This window comes from Pseudomonas sp. M1 (assembly GCF_022760135.1).
Taxonomy (GTDB): Bacteria; Pseudomonadota; Gammaproteobacteria; order Pseudomonadales; family Pseudomonadaceae; genus Pseudomonas; species Pseudomonas citronellolis.
On sequence record NZ_CP094343.1, the window covers coordinates 5,000,330 to 5,015,512 of the forward strand.

Genomic DNA, 15,183 nt, shown 5'->3' on the forward strand with positions numbered 1-15,183 from the left:
TGCGACAGCGCCATCAGAACGCCATCGACTCACAACAAATCAACGACTTAGGTCAATGATCCGCGCAATCGACGGGGCCAGAAAAAGGCCCCACTGAGAACCGTCGGAGCTTACCACAAGCCAGGGGGAACACCTATCCCCGCCGGGCGCCCTCAATGCAGGCGCTTGCGGCTCATCAACTGGGCCATGCGCTCGGTGTCCGGACGCTCGACCACGCCGCGTTCGGTCACGATGGCATCGATCAGGTCGGCCGGGGTCACGTCGAACACTGGATTGTAGGCATCCACCTCGGCCGCCATCCGCTTGCCGCCGATTTCCAGGAGTTCGCGGCCGTTGCGCTCTTCGATGGGGATGTCCTCGCCGCTCTCCAGGTTCATGTCGATGGTCGAGCTGGGCGCCACCACCATGAAGCGCACGCCGTGGTGCATGGCGTTGATCGCCAGCTGGTAGGTGCCGATCTTGTTCGCCACGTCGCCGTTGGCGGTGATGCGGTCGGCGCCGACGATGACCCAGGTGATGCTCTGGGTCTTCATCAGGTGCGCCGCCGCGGCGTCGACATTCAGGGTGACCGGCACGCCCTCGTTGGCCAGCTCCCAGGCGGTCAGGCGCGCGCCCTGCAGCCAGGGGCGCGTCTCATCGGCGTAGATGCGCTCGACCAGGCCCTCCAGGTGCGCCGCGCGGATCACCCCCAGGGCGGTGCCGAAGCCGCCGGTGGCCAGGGCGCCGGTATTGCAGTGGGTGAGGATCTTCTGCGGGCCGGAGTGCTGCTTGCGGATCAGCTCGACGCCGAGCTGGGCCATGGTCAGGTTGGCCTCGCGGTCGCTCTCGTGGATGGCGATGGCCTCGGCTTCCAGCACCTGCAGCGGGTCGTCGCCCGGCTTCAGGCGTTCGAGGCGCTCGCGCATGCGGTTCAGCGCCCAGAACAGGTTGACCGCCGTGGGCCGCGATTCGGCCAGCACGCGGAAGTCGTCCTCCAGGGCCTCGCGCCAGGCGCCGCCGTTGTTCAGGCGGGCCTGCAGGCCCAGCACCAGGCCGTAGGCCGCGGCGATGCCGATGGCCGGAGCGCCGCGCACCACCATCTGGCGGATGGCCTCGGCAACGCCGGCGGCGCTGTCGTAGCTCAGCCAGGTTTCCTCCAGCGGCAGCAGGCGCTGGTCGAGCAGACGAAGGGTGCCCTTGCGCCAATCAATGGCCGTGACCCGCTCGGCCGCCAACAGTCGCTCACGCATGGAACACCTCGTTCTTCTATCAGGTCCGGGCGCGCCGGGCGGCGCGCCGATATCGAGCCCGGCCAGGGCCGGGAAAACCCGCGAGTATAACGAGCCGCAGGCCAAGGTGCTCGGGTATACTGCCGGCCACCCGTTCCCGCGCCGCAGGAAGCGCCCCATGCCCGACGCCAAAGCCCCTCTCGACCTGCTTCTGCTGCCGACCTGGATAGTCCCGGTGGAACCCGCCGGCGTGGTCCTGCGCGACCATGCGCTGGGCATCCGCGACGGCCGCATCGCCCTGCTCGCTCCGCGTGCCGAGGCCCTGCGCCAGCCGGCGGCGGAAACCCGCGAGCTGCCGGGCATGCTGCTCGCCCCGGGCCTGGTCAACGCCCACGGACACGCTGCCATGAGCCTGTTCCGCGGCCTGGCCGACGACCTGCCGCTGATGACCTGGCTGCAGGAGCACATCTGGCCGGCCGAGGCGAAATGGGTGGACGAGGACTTCGTGCGCACCGGCAGCGAGCTGGCCATCGCCGAGCAGATCAAGGGCGGCATCAGCTGCTTCTCGGACATGTACTTCCACCCCCGGGTGACCTGCGAGGCGGTGCACGACAGCGGCATCCGCGCCCAGGTGTGCGTGCCGGTGCTGGACTTCCCCATGCCCGGCGCCCGTGACGCCCAGGAGGCGATCCGCCAGGGCGTGGCGCTGCACGACGACCTCAAGCACCACCCGCGCATCCGCGTGGCCTTCGGCCCGCACGCCCCCTACACGGTCGGCGACGACAAGCTGGAGAACGTGCTGATGCTGGCCGAGGAACTCGACGCCGGCATCCAGATGCACGTCCACGAGACCGCCTTCGAGGTCCAGCAGGCCCTGGAGAAGAGCGCCGAGCGCCCGCTGGCCCGGCTGCACCGCCTGGGCCTGCTGGGGCCGCGCTTCCAGGCCGTGCACATGACCCAGGTGAGCGACGAGGACCTGGAGCTGCTGGTGGAAACCAACAGCTCGGTGATCCACTGCCCGGAATCCAACCTCAAGCTGGCCAGCGGCTTCTGCCCGGTGGAACGCCTGTGGCAGGCCGGGGTCAACGTCGCCATAGGCACCGACGGCGCGGCCAGCAACAACGACCTCGACCTGCTCGGCGAGACGCGCACCGCCGCCCTGCTGGCCAAGGCGGTAGCCGGCCAGGCCACCGCCCTGGACGCCCACCGCGCGCTGCGCATGGCCACCCTGAACGGCGCCCGCGCCCTGGGCCTGGAGCAGGAAATCGGCTCTCTGGAGCTGGGCAAATCCGCGGACCTGGTGGCCTTCGACCTCTCCGGGCTGGCCCAGCAGCCGGTCTACGAGCCGGTTTCGCAACTGATCTACGCCAGCGGCCGCGACTGCGTGCGCCACCTGTGGGTCAGCGGCAAGCAGCTGCTGGACGCCGGCCGCCTGACGCGCCTGGACGAGGGCCGCCTGGCCGCCGAGGTCGGCGCCTGGGGCCGGCGCATCGCCGGCGCCTGAACACTGCCGGGCGCGGCTGCGACAATCTGTCATGCCGCGCCCATCCGCCGCGCGAAGCTGGCATCATAGTCGGCCTGCGCGCCACGATTTCCCATGATTTGCAACGAAGGTACGCCATGAGCAACGTCGACCACGCCGAGATCGCCAAATTCGAGGCACTGGCCCATCGCTGGTGGGACCGCGAGAGCGAGTTCAAGCCGCTGCACGACATCAACCCGCTGCGCGTCAACTGGATCGACGAGCGCGCCAGCCTGGCCGGCAAGAAGGTGCTGGACGTCGGCTGCGGCGGCGGCATCCTCAGCGAGGCCATGGCCCAGCGCGGCGCCACCGTCATGGGCATCGACATGGGCGAGGCGCCGCTGGCGGTGGCCCAGCTGCACCAGCTGGAATCCGGGGTGCCGGTGGAATACCGGCGCATCACCGCCGAACAGCTGGCCGAGGAAATGCCCGGGCAGTTCGACGTGATCACCTGCCTGGAGATGCTCGAGCACGTGCCCGACCCGGCCTCGGTGATCCGCGCCTGCCACAAGATGGTCAAGCCCGGCGGCCAGGTGTTCTTCTCCACCATCAACCGCAACCCCAAGGCCTACCTGTTCGCCATCGTCGGCGCCGAGTACGTCATGCGCCTGCTGCCGCGCGGCACCCACGACTTCAAGAAGTTCATCCGCCCCTCCGAGCTGGGCGCCTGGTCGCGCGATGCGGGCCTGGCGGTCAAGGACATCATCGGCCTGACCTACAACCCGCTGACCAGGCACTACAAGCTGGCCGACGACGTCGACGTCAACTACATGATCCAGACCCTGCGCGAGGAATGACGGCGATGCAGCTCAGAGCGGTTCTCTTCGACATGGACGGCACCCTGCTGGACACCGCGCCGGACTTCATCGCCGTCTGCCAGGCCATGCTCGCCGCCCACGGCCGCCCGCCGATCGACGCCCAGCGCATCGCCGACGTGGTCTCCGGCGGCGCCCGCGCCATGGTCGCCGCGACCTTCGACATGGACCCCGAAGCCCCTGGCTTCGAGACGCTGCGCCAGGAATTCCTCGACCGCTACCAGGACCACTGCGCGGTCTACAGCCGCCTGTACGACGGCATGCCGGAGCTGCTGGAAAGCATCGAGCGGGCCAACCTCATCTGGGGCGTGGTGACCAACAAGCCGGTGCGCTTCGCCGAGCCGATCATGCAGCAGCTGGGCCTGGCCGAGCGCTCGGCGGTGCTGGTCTGCCCGGACCACGTGACCAACAGCAAGCCCGACCCGGAGCCGCTGCTGCTGGCCTGTAGCCAACTGGGCATCGACCCGGCGCAGGTGCTGTTCATCGGCGACGACCTGCGCGACATCGAATCCGGCCGCGCCGCCGGCACCAAGACCGCGGCGGTGCGCTACGGCTACATCCACCCCGAGGACAACCCCGCGCACTGGGGCGCCGACGTGATCGTCGACCACCCGCGCGACCTGCTGGCGGTGCTCGACCGCGCGCTTTGTTCCTGTTGAGCTTGAAGCTGGAAGCCTGAAGCCGGAAGCGCTCCGCCGCTCGACTTCAAGCTTCCGGCTTCAGGCTTCCAGCGCTCCCAAGGAGTTTCCATGTTCGACTATTCCGCCCGCCCCGACCTGCTCAAGGACCGGGTGATCCTGGTCACCGGCGCCGGCCGCGGCATCGGCGCCGCCGCCGCGCGGGCCTATGCCGCCCACGGCGCAACCGTGCTGCTGCTGGGCAAGAGCGAAGAAAACCTCAACCAGACCTACGACCAGATCGAGGCCGCCGGCCACCCGCAACCGGTGGTCATCCCCTTCAACCTGGAAACCGCCCAGCCGCACCAGTACGACGAGCTGGCGGCGACCATCGAGAAGGAATGCGGCAAGCTCGACGGCCTGCTGCACAACGCCTCCATCCTCGGCCTGCGCTCGCCCATCGAGCAGATCTCCGGGGAAAACTTCATGCGCGTCATGCAGGTCAACGTCAACGCGGTGTTCATGCTGACCCACGCCATGCTGCCGCTGCTCAAGCTGGCCAGCGACGCCTCGGTGATCTTCACCTCCAGCGGCGTCGGGCGTAAGGGCCGCGCCTACTGGGGCGCCTACGCGGTGTCCAAGTTCGCCACCGAGGGCCTGATGCAGGTGATGGCCGACGAGTGCGACGGCACCAACGCCGTCCGCGCCAACAGCGTCAACCCCGGCGCCACCCGCACCAGCATGCGCGCCATGGCCTACCCGGGCGAGAACCCGGCGAACAACCCGGCGCCGGACGAGATCATGCCGGTCTACCTGTACCTGATGGGCCCGGACAGCATCGGCGTCAACGGCCAGGCCTTCGACGCCCAGGCCTGACCGGCGCGGGGCGGCGCGACAGCCGCCCCGCCGGTTTTCCGACTACGCCCGAGGAAATCCCCCACGCATTCCTCGGAAAGTTCGCCATCATTTTGACATCCCACCCTCCGGAGCACTCCCAGCCTACGGAACCAAGCCCGCGCCAGACGGTCCCTTGAGCCGTCAGAACAGAACTTTTCGCGGGTTGGCACGAAAATAGCTCAGCCCTCACTGTCGCCGTTTTGCGCCAGAGGTCGCCACGCGTCATGGCCCCGCCCAAGCAGTCCAACACCATCGATTTCGATACCGCCAAGCTCCAGCGCCTGAGCCAGGTCGAGAGCGGCCGCCCGCGCGGCCGGCGCCCGGCCAGCCTGACGGACGTGCGCCGGCAGCTCGCCGTGCAGTTGCAGACCAGCCTCGAGATCGAACGCGTCCTGGGCCTGTTCTTCCAGGAGATCCAGGCGCTGCTGCCGCTGGACTACCTGAGCTACCAGAACGGCAGCGCCGACCTGCGCCTGGAGTTCGGTGAAGCGGCCAGCCACGGCGCCACCTACAACCTCAACCATGCCGGGGAATACCTGGGCGAGCTGGCCTTCCGCCGCCGCCGCCCCTTCGACGAAACCGAGCTGGGCCAGCTGGAAAGCCTGATCGCCAGCCTGCTCTACCCGCTGCGCAACGCCCTGCTCTACCGCGCGGCCATCCAGGCCGCCCTGCGCGACGCGCTGACCGGCACCGGCAACCGCATCGCCATGGACCAGGCCCTGGGCCGCGAGGTCGAGCTGGCGCGGCGCAGCCTGCAGCCGCTGTCGGTGCTGATGCTCGACCTGGACCACTTCAAGCGCATCAACGACCAGTATGGCCACAGCCACGGCGACGAAGCCCTGCGCTGCGTGGCCAGGGCGATCAAGGCCAGCCTGCGCAACGTCGACATGGTCTTCCGCTTCGGCGGCGAGGAATTCCTCGTGCTGCTGTCCAACACGCCCAGCAGCAGCGCCGCCCAGGTCGGCGAAAGGCTGCGGCATGCCATCCAGGAGCTGGACTTTGCCGTCGATGGCAAGCCGGTGCCGCTGTCCGTCAGCCTCGGCTGCGCCACCCTGATCGCCGGCGAGCGCGTCGACGACCTGCTGCACCGGGCCGACGCCGCGCTCTACGCAGCCAAGCGCGACGGCCGCAACCGCCTGGCCTGCGCTGGCTGAGCGGACTTTCCGGAAGGCGAAAAAAAGGGCTCCGCGGAGCCCTTTTTTCATGCCTGACGCTTAGCGCTTGAAGCCCGGACGCATGCCGTCGCCGGCCGGCTGCGGGCGGCGCTTGTTCAACGGCTTGCGCGCCACCGGCTTGGACGGGCGCTCGTCACGCTCGGCGCTCGGCTTGGCCGGACGCGAACGCGGCGCTTCGCCGGCCGGGGCCTTGCCACGGCCTTCCGGACGCGGCGCGCGGGCCGGGCGCTCGGAATCCTGGCGCGGACCACGGGCCGGACGCTCGGAATCCTGGCGCGGACCGCGAGCCGGGCGATCGGAATCCTGACGCGGGCCACGGGCCGGACGGTCCGAATCCTGGCGCGGGCCACGAGCCGGACGATCCGAGTCCTGGCGCGGACCACGAGCCGGACGGTCGGCATCCTGGCGCGGACCACGGGCCGGGCGATCCGAATCCTGGCGCGGACCACGAACCGGACGATCAGAGTCCTGACGCGGCCCTCGGGCGGGACGCTCGCCGGCCACCGGACGCGGACCACGGGCCGGGCGCTCGCCGCCGAAGGATTCCTTGCGCTGGCGGTTGCCGCGACCGGCATCCGGGCGCTCGCTGCGCGCCAGCGGCTTGGCCAGCTTGCGCTGCTGGCGTTCGAGCTTGTCCTTGGCCTTGGTGGTCATCTCCGGCAGTTTCACCGGCTTCAGGCCAACCTCCTCGCTGAGGATATCCAGTTCGCGCTGGTCCATCTCGCGGTAGCGGCCCATGGTCAGCTCGGAGGTGAGGAACACCGGGCCGAAGCGCACGCGCTTCAGGCGGCTCACCACCACGCCCTGGGATTCCCACAGGCGGCGCACTTCGCGGTTGCGGCCTTCCATCACCACCACGTGGTACCAGTGGTTGAAGCCTTCGCCGCCGGGCGCCTGCTGGATGTCGCTGAACTTGGCCGGGCCGTCTTCGAGCATCACGCCGGCTTTCAGGCGCTCGATCATCTCTTCGTCGACTTCGCCGCGCACGCGCACGGCGTACTCGCGGTCCATCTCGTAGGACGGGTGCATCAGGCGGTTGGCCAGCTCGCCGTCGGTGGTGAACAGCAGCAGGCCGGTGGTGTTGATGTCCAGGCGGCCGACGTTGATCCAGCGGCCGCTGCGCAGGCGCGGCAGGCGGTCGAACACGGTCGGGCGGCCTTCCGGGTCGTCGCGGGTGCAGACCTCGCCCTCGGGCTTGTTGTAGATCAGCACGCGGCGCACGTGCTCTTCGGCCTGCTCGCGGCGGATCAGGTGCTCGTCGACGGCGATGGCGTCGTGGCCTTCCACGCGCTGGCCGAGGCTGGCGACCACGCCGTTGACCTTGACCCGGCCTTCCTCGATCCAGGCCTCGACGTCACGGCGCGAGCCGACGCCCAGACGGGCCAGGACCTTCTGCAGCTTCTCGCCGGCGGGGGAAATTTCGGTGGTTTCGTGCGTGTCGTTCATCTGGGCACCTCCCGGTGTGTCATGCAACGAAGAAAAAGGTCGCGCATCATACGCGCTTGGGCGCGGCAAAGCACCGTCCGTGATCGGGAAAGCCTAGCCGCTTTTGCCATTTGCGCCGCTTTCAGGGGGAAACCGAGTTGAGCGACGAATCCGCCTTCACCGGCGCCAAGCTGGCGCTGTTCCACGACGGCCACCTGGTGGTCTACCTGCGCGACGAGAAACCCGGTATCCCCTTCCCCGGCTGCTGGGACTTTCCCGGCGGTGGCCGCGAAGGCCAGGAAACCCCGGCCGAATGCGCGTTGCGCGAGTTGGAGGAGGAGTTCGCCATCCGCCTGGGCCAGGAGCGCATCGAATGGCAGCGCCGCTACCGCGCCACCCACGGCCCGGCGCCCTGGGCCTGGTTCCTGGTGGCGCGGCTGCGGGCGGCGGAGTTCGCAGCGATCCGCTTCGGCGACGAGGGGCAGTATTGGCGGCTGATGGCGGTGGAGGAGTACCTCGGGCTGGATGAGGGGGAAGCGGTGCCCTATCTGCAGGAGCGGTTGCGGGATTATCTGGAGGGGATTGTTTCGTAGGAGCGAGCTTGCTCGCGAACGGGGTTTCCCGGTGGCGTAGGTGCCGGGTTTAAGAGCACCCTCTCCCCAGCCCTCTCCCTGAAGGGAGAGGGGGCCGTTCGGCGTGCTTGGGAAGTCAGGCGTCAGCCGGAAACCACAGGACCACTCGGGGACCTCAGCAGGCAGAGGACAGTCCCCTCTCCCTTCAGGGAGAGGGTTAGGGAGAGGGAGCGGAGTCAAACCCCACGTCGGTACAACCGACGAGTACCGTTCGCGAGCAAGCTCGCTCCTACGAAGAGCCCCCCCATAAAAAAACCCGGCACAAGGCCGGGCACGTCCGATCGTGGGACAGCTCAGTGTGATTCGAGCAGCGCCAGGGCCTCGCGCGACAGGCGCTCGACCTCAGCCCAGTCTCCGCTGGCGACGGCGGCCTTGGGCAGCATCCAGGTGCCCCCCACGCACATCACGTTGTCCAGGCGGTAGTAGTCGTTCAGGTTGTCCGGTCCTACCCCGCCGGTGGGGCAGAAGCGCACTTCCGGGAAGGGGCCGGCGAAGGCCTTGAGCGCTTCCACGCCGCCGCACACCTTGGCCGGGAACAGCTTGAAGCGGCGCAGGCCGTGGCGGTAGGCGGCCATGATCTCGGAGGCGGTGGCCACGCCGGGCAGCAGCGGCACCGGGCGGCTCACCGCGTGCTGCAGCAGTTCCTCGGTGCAGCCGGGAGTGACGATGAACTGCGCGCCGGCCTCTTCCGCCTGGCGGAAGGTTTGCGGGTCCAGCACGGTGCCGGCGCCCACGCACAATTCCGGGCGCTGTTCGGCCAGGGTGCGGATGGCGGTCAGGCCCAGCGGGGTGCGCAGGGTCACTTCCAGCACGGTGATGCCGCCGGCGGCCAGGGCGTCGGCCATGGGCAGGATGTCCTGCTCGCGATCGATGGTGATCACCGGCAGGATGCGGGCGCGCTCGGCGAGGGCGTCGATGCGCTGGATGTGGGATTCGAGACTCATGTTGCGGTAACTCCGTGCCTCAGGGGCACCAGTGGATCGACAGGGGAGCGCGGAGGAAGGCGCTCACCGGCATGCTTGCTTCGTCTTCGGCGGCCAGCGCGGCCTTCAGGGTGGCCAGCTTGGCCTCACCCTGGATCGCCAGCAGTTGCACCCGCGAGGCGGCCAGCAGCGCGCGGCTGAGGGTCAGGCGCTGGTGCGGCACGCTCGGCGCCCAGGCCGGCAGGCAATGGCGTGCGCCGGCCGGGTCGAGGGCCTCGGCCAGGCCGGGGCTGGCCGGGAACAGCGAGGCGGTGTGGCCGTCGTTGCCCATGCCCAGCACCAGCACGTCGATGGGCAGGGCCAGCTCGGCGACCTGGCGGTCGGCGATGGCCGCTGCTTCCTCCAGGCTCGGCGCCGAGTGATACAGGCCGCAGAACAGCGCCTTGGCCGCCGCGCCCTTGAGCAGGTGGCGGCGCACCAGGCCGGCATTGCTGTCCGGGTGGACTTCCGGCACCCAGCGCTCGTCGGCGAGGGTCACGGTCACCTTGTCCCAGTCGAGGACTTCGCCGCTCAGGGCTTCTAGGAAAGCCACCGGGCTGCGTCCGCCGGACACCGCCAGCAGCGCGCGGCCGCGCTCGGCGATGGCCCCGCGCAGTTGTTCGGCCACATTGGCGGCCAGGCCGCGGGCCTGCGCCACCGGGCTTTCCCAGGCCGTCCAGCGCACGCCGGCCGGCAGTTTCAGATCAATGGTCGCCATACCAGTCCTTCCCGTCTCTCGCGATCAGCGCCACGGCCGCCTGGGGTCCCCAGGTGCCGGCGGCGTAGGGTTTGGGGGCGTCGCCCAGGCGTTCCCAGCCGGCGATCAGGTGGTCGCACCACTTCCAGGCGAACTCCACTTCGTCCTTGCGCACGAACAGGTACTGGTTGCCCTGCATCACTTCCAGCAGCAGCCGCTCGTAGGCATCCGGCACGCGCGCGGCCTGGTACGCCTCGGAGAAGCTCAGCTGCAGCGGCCCGGTGCGCAGTTGCATGCCCTTGCCCAGGCCCTGGTCCTTGGTCATCACCTGCAGGGAGATGCCCTCGTCCGGCTGCAGGCGGATGATCAGGCGGTTGCTGATCAGCGAGCGCTGCTCCGGGGCGAAGATGTAGTGCGGCGGGTTCTTGAAGTGGATGACGATCTGCGACAGCTTCTGCGGCATGCGCTTGCCGGTGCGCAGGTAGAAGGGCACGCCGGACCAGCGCCAGTTGCGGATGTCCACGCGCAGGGCGACGAAGGTCTCGGCGCCGCTCATGCGGTTGGCGTGTTCCTCTTCCAGGTAGCCGGGCACCGCCTTGCCGTCGATGAAGCCGGCGGTGTACTGGCCGCGCACTACGCGGCCGGCCAGTTGCTCCGGCGGGATCGGCTCCAGCGCGCGCAGCACCTTGACCTTCTCGTCGCGGATGCTGTCGGCGGAGAGGTCGCTGGGCGGGTCCATGGCGATCAGGCAGAGCAGTTGCAGCAGGTGGTTCTGCACCATGTCGCGCAGCTGGCCGGCCTGGTCGAAGTAGCCCCAGCGGCCTTCGATGCCGACCTTCTCGGCCACGGTGATTTCCACGTGGGAGATGTGGTTCTGGTTCCACTGCGTCTCGAACAGGCTGTTGGCGAAGCGCAGGGCGATGAGGTTCTGCACCGTTTCCTTGCCCAGGTAGTGGTCGATCCGGTAGATGCGGTTCTCCGGGAAGAACCTGGCCACCGCCTCGTTGACCTCGCGGGACGACGCCAGGTCGTGGCCGATGGGCTTCTCCAGCACCACCCGGGTGCGCTCGGCCAGGCCGAGGGCGGCGAGGTTCTCGCAGATGCCGCCGTAGACCGCGGCCGGGGTAGCGAAATAGGCCACCAGCGGCAGGCCGGCGGGCACCGCGTCGCGCAACGCCGGGTAGGACGCGGCGTCGAGGAAGTCCATGCTCAGGTAGCTCAGGCGCTGCTGGAAGCGCGCCCAGACGGCGTCGTCCCATTCACGCGCCGGCACGGCCAGGCGCAGGCGCTTCTCGACGGTGGCCAGGTGGGCGGCGGGGTCGCCCTCGTCGCGGGCCAGGGCGAGGATGCGAGTGTCGCCGTGGAGCAGGCCTTCACGGTCGAGCTGGTAGAGGGCGGGGATCAGCTTGCGCAGGGCGAGGTCGCCCAGCGCGCCGAACAGCGCCAGGGTGCAAGGCAGAACGCGGACATCAGGCATTTGTTGTTACCAAACAGATTTTGAGGAACATTTGCCGAATACACCGAGCCATTAAGGCAAAAATGTAGTAATTAAACAACATATTTTTCCCAAGATGCGGTCCTGTTGGTCGTCTGCCGACCTGACGTTAGGATAGCGCCGCTGGCCGCAGGTACGTCCCCGGCCGTCGATTGCCCCGCCGGGGCCACCAAGGAGAACGGATGAAGAACCTGCTGGAGCAGATCCAGACGCGCCTGGAAGACTTGAACAAGGCCGAACGCAAGGTCGCCGAGGTGATACTGCAGAACCCGCAGCAGGCCACCCGCTTCAGCATCGCCGCGCTGGCCCAGGCCGCGAGCGTCAGCGAACCGACGGTGAACCGCTTCTGCCGTTCCTTCGGCATGAGCGGCTACCCGGAGCTGAAGATCCAGCTGGCGCAGAGCCTGGCCAGCGGCGCGGCCTTCGTCACCCAGGCGGTGGCCGAGGACGACGGCCCCGAGGCGTACACGCGGAAAATCTTCGGCAGCACCATCGCTTCGCTGGACGCCGCCTACAAGCTGATCGACCCGCGCGCGGTGGACCGCGCCGTGGACCTGCTGATCCAGGCCCGGCAAATCCACTTCTTCGGCCTAGGCGCCTCCAGCTCGGTGGCGCTGGATGCGCAGCACAAGTTCTTCCGCTTCAACCTGGCGGTGTCGGCGCAGAGCGACGTGCTGATGCAGCGGATGATCGCCTCGGTGGCGCACACCGGCGACCTGTTCGTGGTGATTTCCTACACCGGCCGCACCCGCGAGCTGGTGGAGGTGGCGCGCCTGGCGCGGGACAACGGCGCCTCGGTGCTCGGCCTGACCGCGGCCGATTCGCCGCTGGCCAAGGTCTGCACCCTGACCCTGGACATCCCGCTGCCGGAAGACACCGACATCTACATGCCGATGACCTCGCGGATCATCCAGCTGACGGTGCTCGACGTGCTGGCCACCGGCGTGACCCTGCGCCGCGGCGTGGACTTCCAGCCGCACCTGCGCAGGATCAAGGAGAGCCTGGTGCCGACACGCTACCAGCTGGACGAGGAAGACTGACGCCCGAGGGAGAGGCCTCTGTAGGAGCGAGCTTGCTCGCGAACGAACCCCGCAGCGGAGTCTGTTCGCGAGCAAGCTCGCTCCTACGAAAAGCGTTGTGCAGGTCCGCGGCTCAGACCAACCCGGCCTTCAACCGCAGGCGCATGCGCTCGCCCTGGGCCAGGATCAGGCCGCCGGGGCGGTAGCCGGCGGCGCCGATGCACAGGAAGCGGTCGGCCTCGCCCGGCTCCACCTGCTCCACCGCGCGGCTGCCAGGGTGCCAGATGACGCTGCCGGCGGCGGCGTTCTTGTCGATGCGCAGGCGGCGCTGCCAGCCGGCGTCTTCCAGCACCAGCGCACCGGTGTTGTACAGCACCTGCTTGACCGCGCCCCGCGGCGTCCAGGTATTGGGCAGCGGCGCAGCCGGGCGCTGGCCGCCCTCCAGCTCCATGCCGTGGACCACGCTGCGGCGCAGCGAGCCGATGCGCCAGTAGGGTTGCAGGGCGAAGCTGAACAGGCAGTCGCTGTCGTCCTCGTGGTAGCTGGACAGTTCCATCTCCAGCTCGCGGCCCAGGCGCGCGTCCAGGCGCACGTGCCAGTCCTCGATGTCCAGTTGCCAGCTCACCTGCACCAGGCTCTCGTCGGCGTGGGCGTCGAGCAGGCGCCATTCGCGCTGGCGGGCCCAGCCGTGGGGCGGCCAGTCGGGCTCGCTGGGATGGCTGCCGAACCACGGCCAGCACACCGGGATGCCGCCGCGGATGGGCGCCGTGCTCAGCGCCGGCCACTGGCTGGAACACCACAGCATGGAGCGCTCGCCCTGGGGCCGGAAGTGCAGCAGTTGCGCGCCCTGGCGGCTGAAGACCGCCTGGCACAGGGGATGATCGATCAGCAGCAGGTCGCGGCGCTGGAAGCGCACCCAGTCGAAGGGGCGCTTGGCACGCATGGAATGGAAGAAGCGCTGCAGCGGATGCTCGAGCATTGTCCGGAGGTCCTGAATCAATCCCTTCCCGGACGCTCCCGGGGCATGACATCTATGTAGTTTTACTACACGTTGGTGAAAAAAGCGCAGATTCTACCTGAAAAGCATAGAACCCCAGTCACATGTCCGGATTTTTTCGTCCTGGGCCGGTCACGTAGGGCGGATAACGCCTACGGCGTTATCCGCCGTCTGGCCTCGCTGCCCGGCGGCTACCAGGTTGACCTGGGCGCTGGCCGTGGCCCGGCGTATCGGCGGATAACCGCGAACGGTTATGCGCCCCACGAACAAAAAGCCCGCCCCGATATCGGCGGGCGGGCCAAGTACAGCAGCACCTCAGGAGCGTGTCGTTTGGCGTATCAGAAGCTGGACTGGATCTTCAGGCCGGCGACCAGGGCGTTGTCCACCTCGTAGACGCCGCCGGGATGCTTGATGTACTGCAGGTTCGGCCGCACCGTCAGCCAGTTGGTGACATGCACGCCGTAGTACAGCTCGGCGTCGTATTCGCTGTGCTGCACCGGCTGGAACAGCGGGTTGTCGTAGTCGTCGATGCCGGAGACTTCGTTGATCTGCTTCTGGTGTTTGGTCACGTCATCGTTGATGTGGATGCGCGCCACCGCCAGGCCGATATCGTCTTTGGGCCGCGCGTCGAACAGGCCTTTGTAGACCATGCCGACCTGCTGGTAGTTGTCGATGCTGTTGGTCGCCTGGTCATGCACGGTGAAGTTGGCGAACAGGCTCAGGCCACGCGAGGCGTCGCCGTCGTGCGCGGTGACCTGCTGCTGCGCCACCACCCACCAGCCGTGCTTGCTGCCGTGGGACTTGAAGGCGTTGCCGGTCAGCGCCTGGGGCTGGCCATCGACGTCCTCGTAGACGTCGTCGGCCTTGGCGGTGCTGTAGTAGTAGCCCAGGCGGTATTCGCCCGGCAGCCCGCCGACCTTCGGCGACCACACCAGCTCCACCGGCAGGATCGCGCCCTTGGTGCCGCTGCCGCTGAGCTTGAAGCCGTTGCCGGTCTCCAGGTTCGAGGGGTTCTGCTCGTAGGCGCCGACCTGCACGAAGAACTCGGGGCTCAGGTTGTACTTCACCCGCAGCGCCCACTGCGCCACCGGCCAGTTGTACCAGATGCCGCCCACCCAGTTGCCCACCTGGGAGCCGCAGAAGGCCAGGTTCTGGAAATCACAGGGGAAGCTGTTGAAGTCCTCGCCCTCGCCGAACTGGCCGACCTTGATGTCCAGGGCGTCGTCGAGGAAGGTCTGCTTGTACCACATCTGCGTCAGCCGCCAGGTCTGGCCGCGGCCCCAGACTTCCTGCACCGAGCTGAGCTGGCCGGCGCGCGGGTCGCTGATACGGTCGTTGGAGAGGTTGTTGCCGCTGCGCTCGGTCACCGTCAGCTGGAACTCGGCGCCGTGCCAGCCGAGGATCTTCTGCAGGTCCAGGTGGGCGCCCAGCGCCCACTGGTCGGTGTAGCGCGCGGTCTTGTCGTCGTTGTAGCCGCCGTGCAGGTTGCCCGCGGCCTCGCCGACGTAGTCCAGCTTGAAGTCGTAGCCCTTCTCCAGCAGCTCGCTGCGGGTGCCGCCCCAATCCCCCAGGCCCCACTTCGAATCGGCGGAGAAGGCCTCGTCGGCGCAGGCCAGGCCATTCAGGCCGACGGCGCCCAGGGCGAGCAGGCAGCCCAGGGCGGGCCGGATCTTGTTGTTCTTATGCATTGCTGACGTCCTCGTTGGTGAAATGCCTTGCGGC

The 15,183-nt window shown here is 68.5% G+C and carries 13 protein-coding genes and 1 pseudogene; 7 read left to right on the forward strand and 7 right to left on the reverse strand.

Annotation, left to right across the window (positions count from 1 at the left end; genetic code table 11):
* Nucleotides 1-152 precede the first annotated feature (152 nt).
* On the reverse strand, nucleotides 153-1,229 hold the full coding sequence (gene mtnA / locus PM1_RS21930) for an S-methyl-5-thioribose-1-phosphate isomerase (RefSeq protein ID WP_009620951.1): 1,077 nt from the start codon (nucleotides 1,227-1,229) through the stop codon (nucleotides 153-155).
* 157 nt (nucleotides 1,230-1,386) lie between these two features.
* Between mtnA and PM1_RS21935 the strand changes: the two genes are divergently transcribed.
* The 5 genes from PM1_RS21935 to PM1_RS21955 all read left to right on the forward strand — a co-directional run bounded on the left by PM1_RS21935 (nucleotide 1,387) and on the right by PM1_RS21955 (nucleotide 6,213).
* Nucleotides 1,387-2,712 carry a TRZ/ATZ family hydrolase gene (locus PM1_RS21935; protein ID WP_009620950.1) on the forward strand — a complete coding sequence of 442 codons (1,326 nt, stop codon included), beginning with the start codon at nucleotides 1,387-1,389 and terminating at the stop codon, nucleotides 2,710-2,712.
* A 116-nt stretch (nucleotides 2,713-2,828) separates the two neighbouring features.
* Nucleotides 2,829-3,527 (forward strand): bifunctional 2-polyprenyl-6-hydroxyphenol methylase/3-demethylubiquinol 3-O-methyltransferase UbiG, encoded by a 699-nt coding sequence (gene ubiG / locus PM1_RS21940; protein ID WP_009620949.1) that lies wholly within the window; start codon nucleotides 2,829-2,831, stop codon nucleotides 3,525-3,527.
* Complete coding sequence (gene mupP / locus PM1_RS21945; RefSeq protein WP_134163311.1) at nucleotides 3,524-4,204, forward strand: N-acetylmuramic acid 6-phosphate phosphatase MupP; 681 nt, start codon at nucleotides 3,524-3,526, stop codon at nucleotides 4,202-4,204. Before ubiG ends, mupP begins: the two co-directional genes overlap by 4 nt.
* A gap of 90 nt (nucleotides 4,205-4,294) precedes the next feature.
* Nucleotides 4,295-5,038 (forward strand): YciK family oxidoreductase, encoded by a 744-nt coding sequence (locus PM1_RS21950; protein ID WP_009620945.1) that lies wholly within the window; start codon nucleotides 4,295-4,297, stop codon nucleotides 5,036-5,038.
* A gap of 245 nt (nucleotides 5,039-5,283) precedes the next feature.
* Nucleotides 5,284-6,213, forward strand: a complete 930-nt coding sequence (locus tag PM1_RS21955; RefSeq protein ID WP_009620943.1) for a GGDEF domain-containing protein — start codon at nucleotides 5,284-5,286, stop codon at nucleotides 6,211-6,213.
* Between the two features lie 309 nt (nucleotides 6,214-6,522).
* Here PM1_RS21955 and rluB read toward each other — a convergent pair.
* Nucleotides 6,523-7,680, reverse strand: a pseudogene (gene rluB, locus PM1_RS21960) (23S rRNA pseudouridine(2605) synthase RluB); the annotation flags it as partial.
* Between the two features lie 137 nt (nucleotides 7,681-7,817).
* Between rluB and PM1_RS21965 the strand changes: the two are divergent.
* Entirely contained in the window at nucleotides 7,818-8,252 is a 435-nt protein-coding gene (locus PM1_RS21965) for an NUDIX hydrolase (protein WP_009620939.1), read from the forward strand.
* A 332-nt stretch (nucleotides 8,253-8,584) separates the two neighbouring features.
* On the opposite strand, the gene PM1_RS21970 is transcribed toward PM1_RS21965, so the two are convergent.
* Genes PM1_RS21970 through zwf form a run of 3 tightly spaced genes read right to left on the reverse strand, consistent with a single transcriptional unit; the run spans nucleotide 8,585 to nucleotide 11,427 of the window.
* Nucleotides 8,585-9,235: a bifunctional 4-hydroxy-2-oxoglutarate aldolase/2-dehydro-3-deoxy-phosphogluconate aldolase gene (locus PM1_RS21970; RefSeq protein ID WP_009620937.1), complete on the reverse strand. Its 651-nt coding sequence runs from the start codon at nucleotides 9,233-9,235 to the stop codon at nucleotides 8,585-8,587.
* A 19-nt stretch (nucleotides 9,236-9,254) separates the two neighbouring features.
* Nucleotides 9,255-9,971: a 6-phosphogluconolactonase gene (gene pgl / locus PM1_RS21975; protein ID WP_009620935.1), complete on the reverse strand. Its 717-nt coding sequence runs from the start codon at nucleotides 9,969-9,971 to the stop codon at nucleotides 9,255-9,257.
* Nucleotides 9,958-11,427, reverse strand: a complete 1,470-nt coding sequence (gene zwf, locus PM1_RS21980) for a glucose-6-phosphate dehydrogenase (protein WP_009620933.1) — start codon at nucleotides 11,425-11,427, stop codon at nucleotides 9,958-9,960. The genes pgl and zwf overlap by 14 nt, the downstream gene beginning before the upstream one ends.
* Nucleotides 11,428-11,627: 200 nt before the next feature.
* Between zwf and PM1_RS21985 the strand changes: the two genes are divergently transcribed.
* On the forward strand, nucleotides 11,628-12,485 hold the full coding sequence (locus PM1_RS21985; RefSeq protein WP_009620931.1) for a MurR/RpiR family transcriptional regulator: 858 nt from the start codon (nucleotides 11,628-11,630) through the stop codon (nucleotides 12,483-12,485).
* Nucleotides 12,486-12,597: 112 nt separating this feature from the next.
* Here PM1_RS21985 and PM1_RS21990 read toward each other — a convergent pair whose 3' ends face one another.
* Nucleotides 12,598-13,443, reverse strand: a complete 846-nt coding sequence (locus PM1_RS21990) for a D-hexose-6-phosphate mutarotase (protein WP_009620929.1) — start codon at nucleotides 13,441-13,443, stop codon at nucleotides 12,598-12,600.
* Nucleotides 13,444-13,799: 356 nt separating this feature from the next.
* Nucleotides 13,800-15,149, reverse strand: coding sequence for a carbohydrate porin (locus PM1_RS21995; RefSeq protein ID WP_009620927.1), 1,350 nt, complete (start codon nucleotides 15,147-15,149; stop codon nucleotides 13,800-13,802).
* Nucleotides 15,150-15,183 lie beyond the last annotated feature (34 nt).

Coding starts and splice junctions, on each gene's coding strand:
- PM1_RS21990 (WP_009620929.1), bottom strand. CDS start 13,443: ATGCTCGAGCATCCGCTGCAGCGCTTCTTCCATTCCATGCGTGCCAAG.
- PM1_RS21970 (WP_009620937.1), bottom strand. CDS start 9,235: ATGAGTCTCGAATCCCACATCCAGCGCATCGACGCCCTCGCCGAGCGC.
- PM1_RS21935 (WP_009620950.1), top strand. CDS start 1,387: ATGCCCGACGCCAAAGCCCCTCTCGACCTGCTTCTGCTGCCGACCTGG.
- pgl (WP_009620935.1), bottom strand. CDS start 9,971: ATGGCGACCATTGATCTGAAACTGCCGGCCGGCGTGCGCTGGACGGCC.
- mtnA (WP_009620951.1), bottom strand. CDS start 1,229: ATGCGTGAGCGACTGTTGGCGGCCGAGCGGGTCACGGCCATTGATTGG.
- zwf (WP_009620933.1), bottom strand. CDS start 11,427: ATGCCTGATGTCCGCGTTCTGCCTTGCACCCTGGCGCTGTTCGGCGCG.
- mupP (WP_134163311.1), top strand. CDS start 3,524: ATGACGGCGATGCAGCTCAGAGCGGTTCTCTTCGACATGGACGGCACC.
- PM1_RS21985 (WP_009620931.1), top strand. CDS start 11,628: ATGAAGAACCTGCTGGAGCAGATCCAGACGCGCCTGGAAGACTTGAAC.
- ubiG (WP_009620949.1), top strand. CDS start 2,829: ATGAGCAACGTCGACCACGCCGAGATCGCCAAATTCGAGGCACTGGCC.
- PM1_RS21950 (WP_009620945.1), top strand. CDS start 4,295: ATGTTCGACTATTCCGCCCGCCCCGACCTGCTCAAGGACCGGGTGATC.
- PM1_RS21995 (WP_009620927.1), bottom strand. CDS start 15,149: ATGCATAAGAACAACAAGATCCGGCCCGCCCTGGGCTGCCTGCTCGCC.
- PM1_RS21955 (WP_009620943.1), top strand. CDS start 5,284: ATGGCCCCGCCCAAGCAGTCCAACACCATCGATTTCGATACCGCCAAG.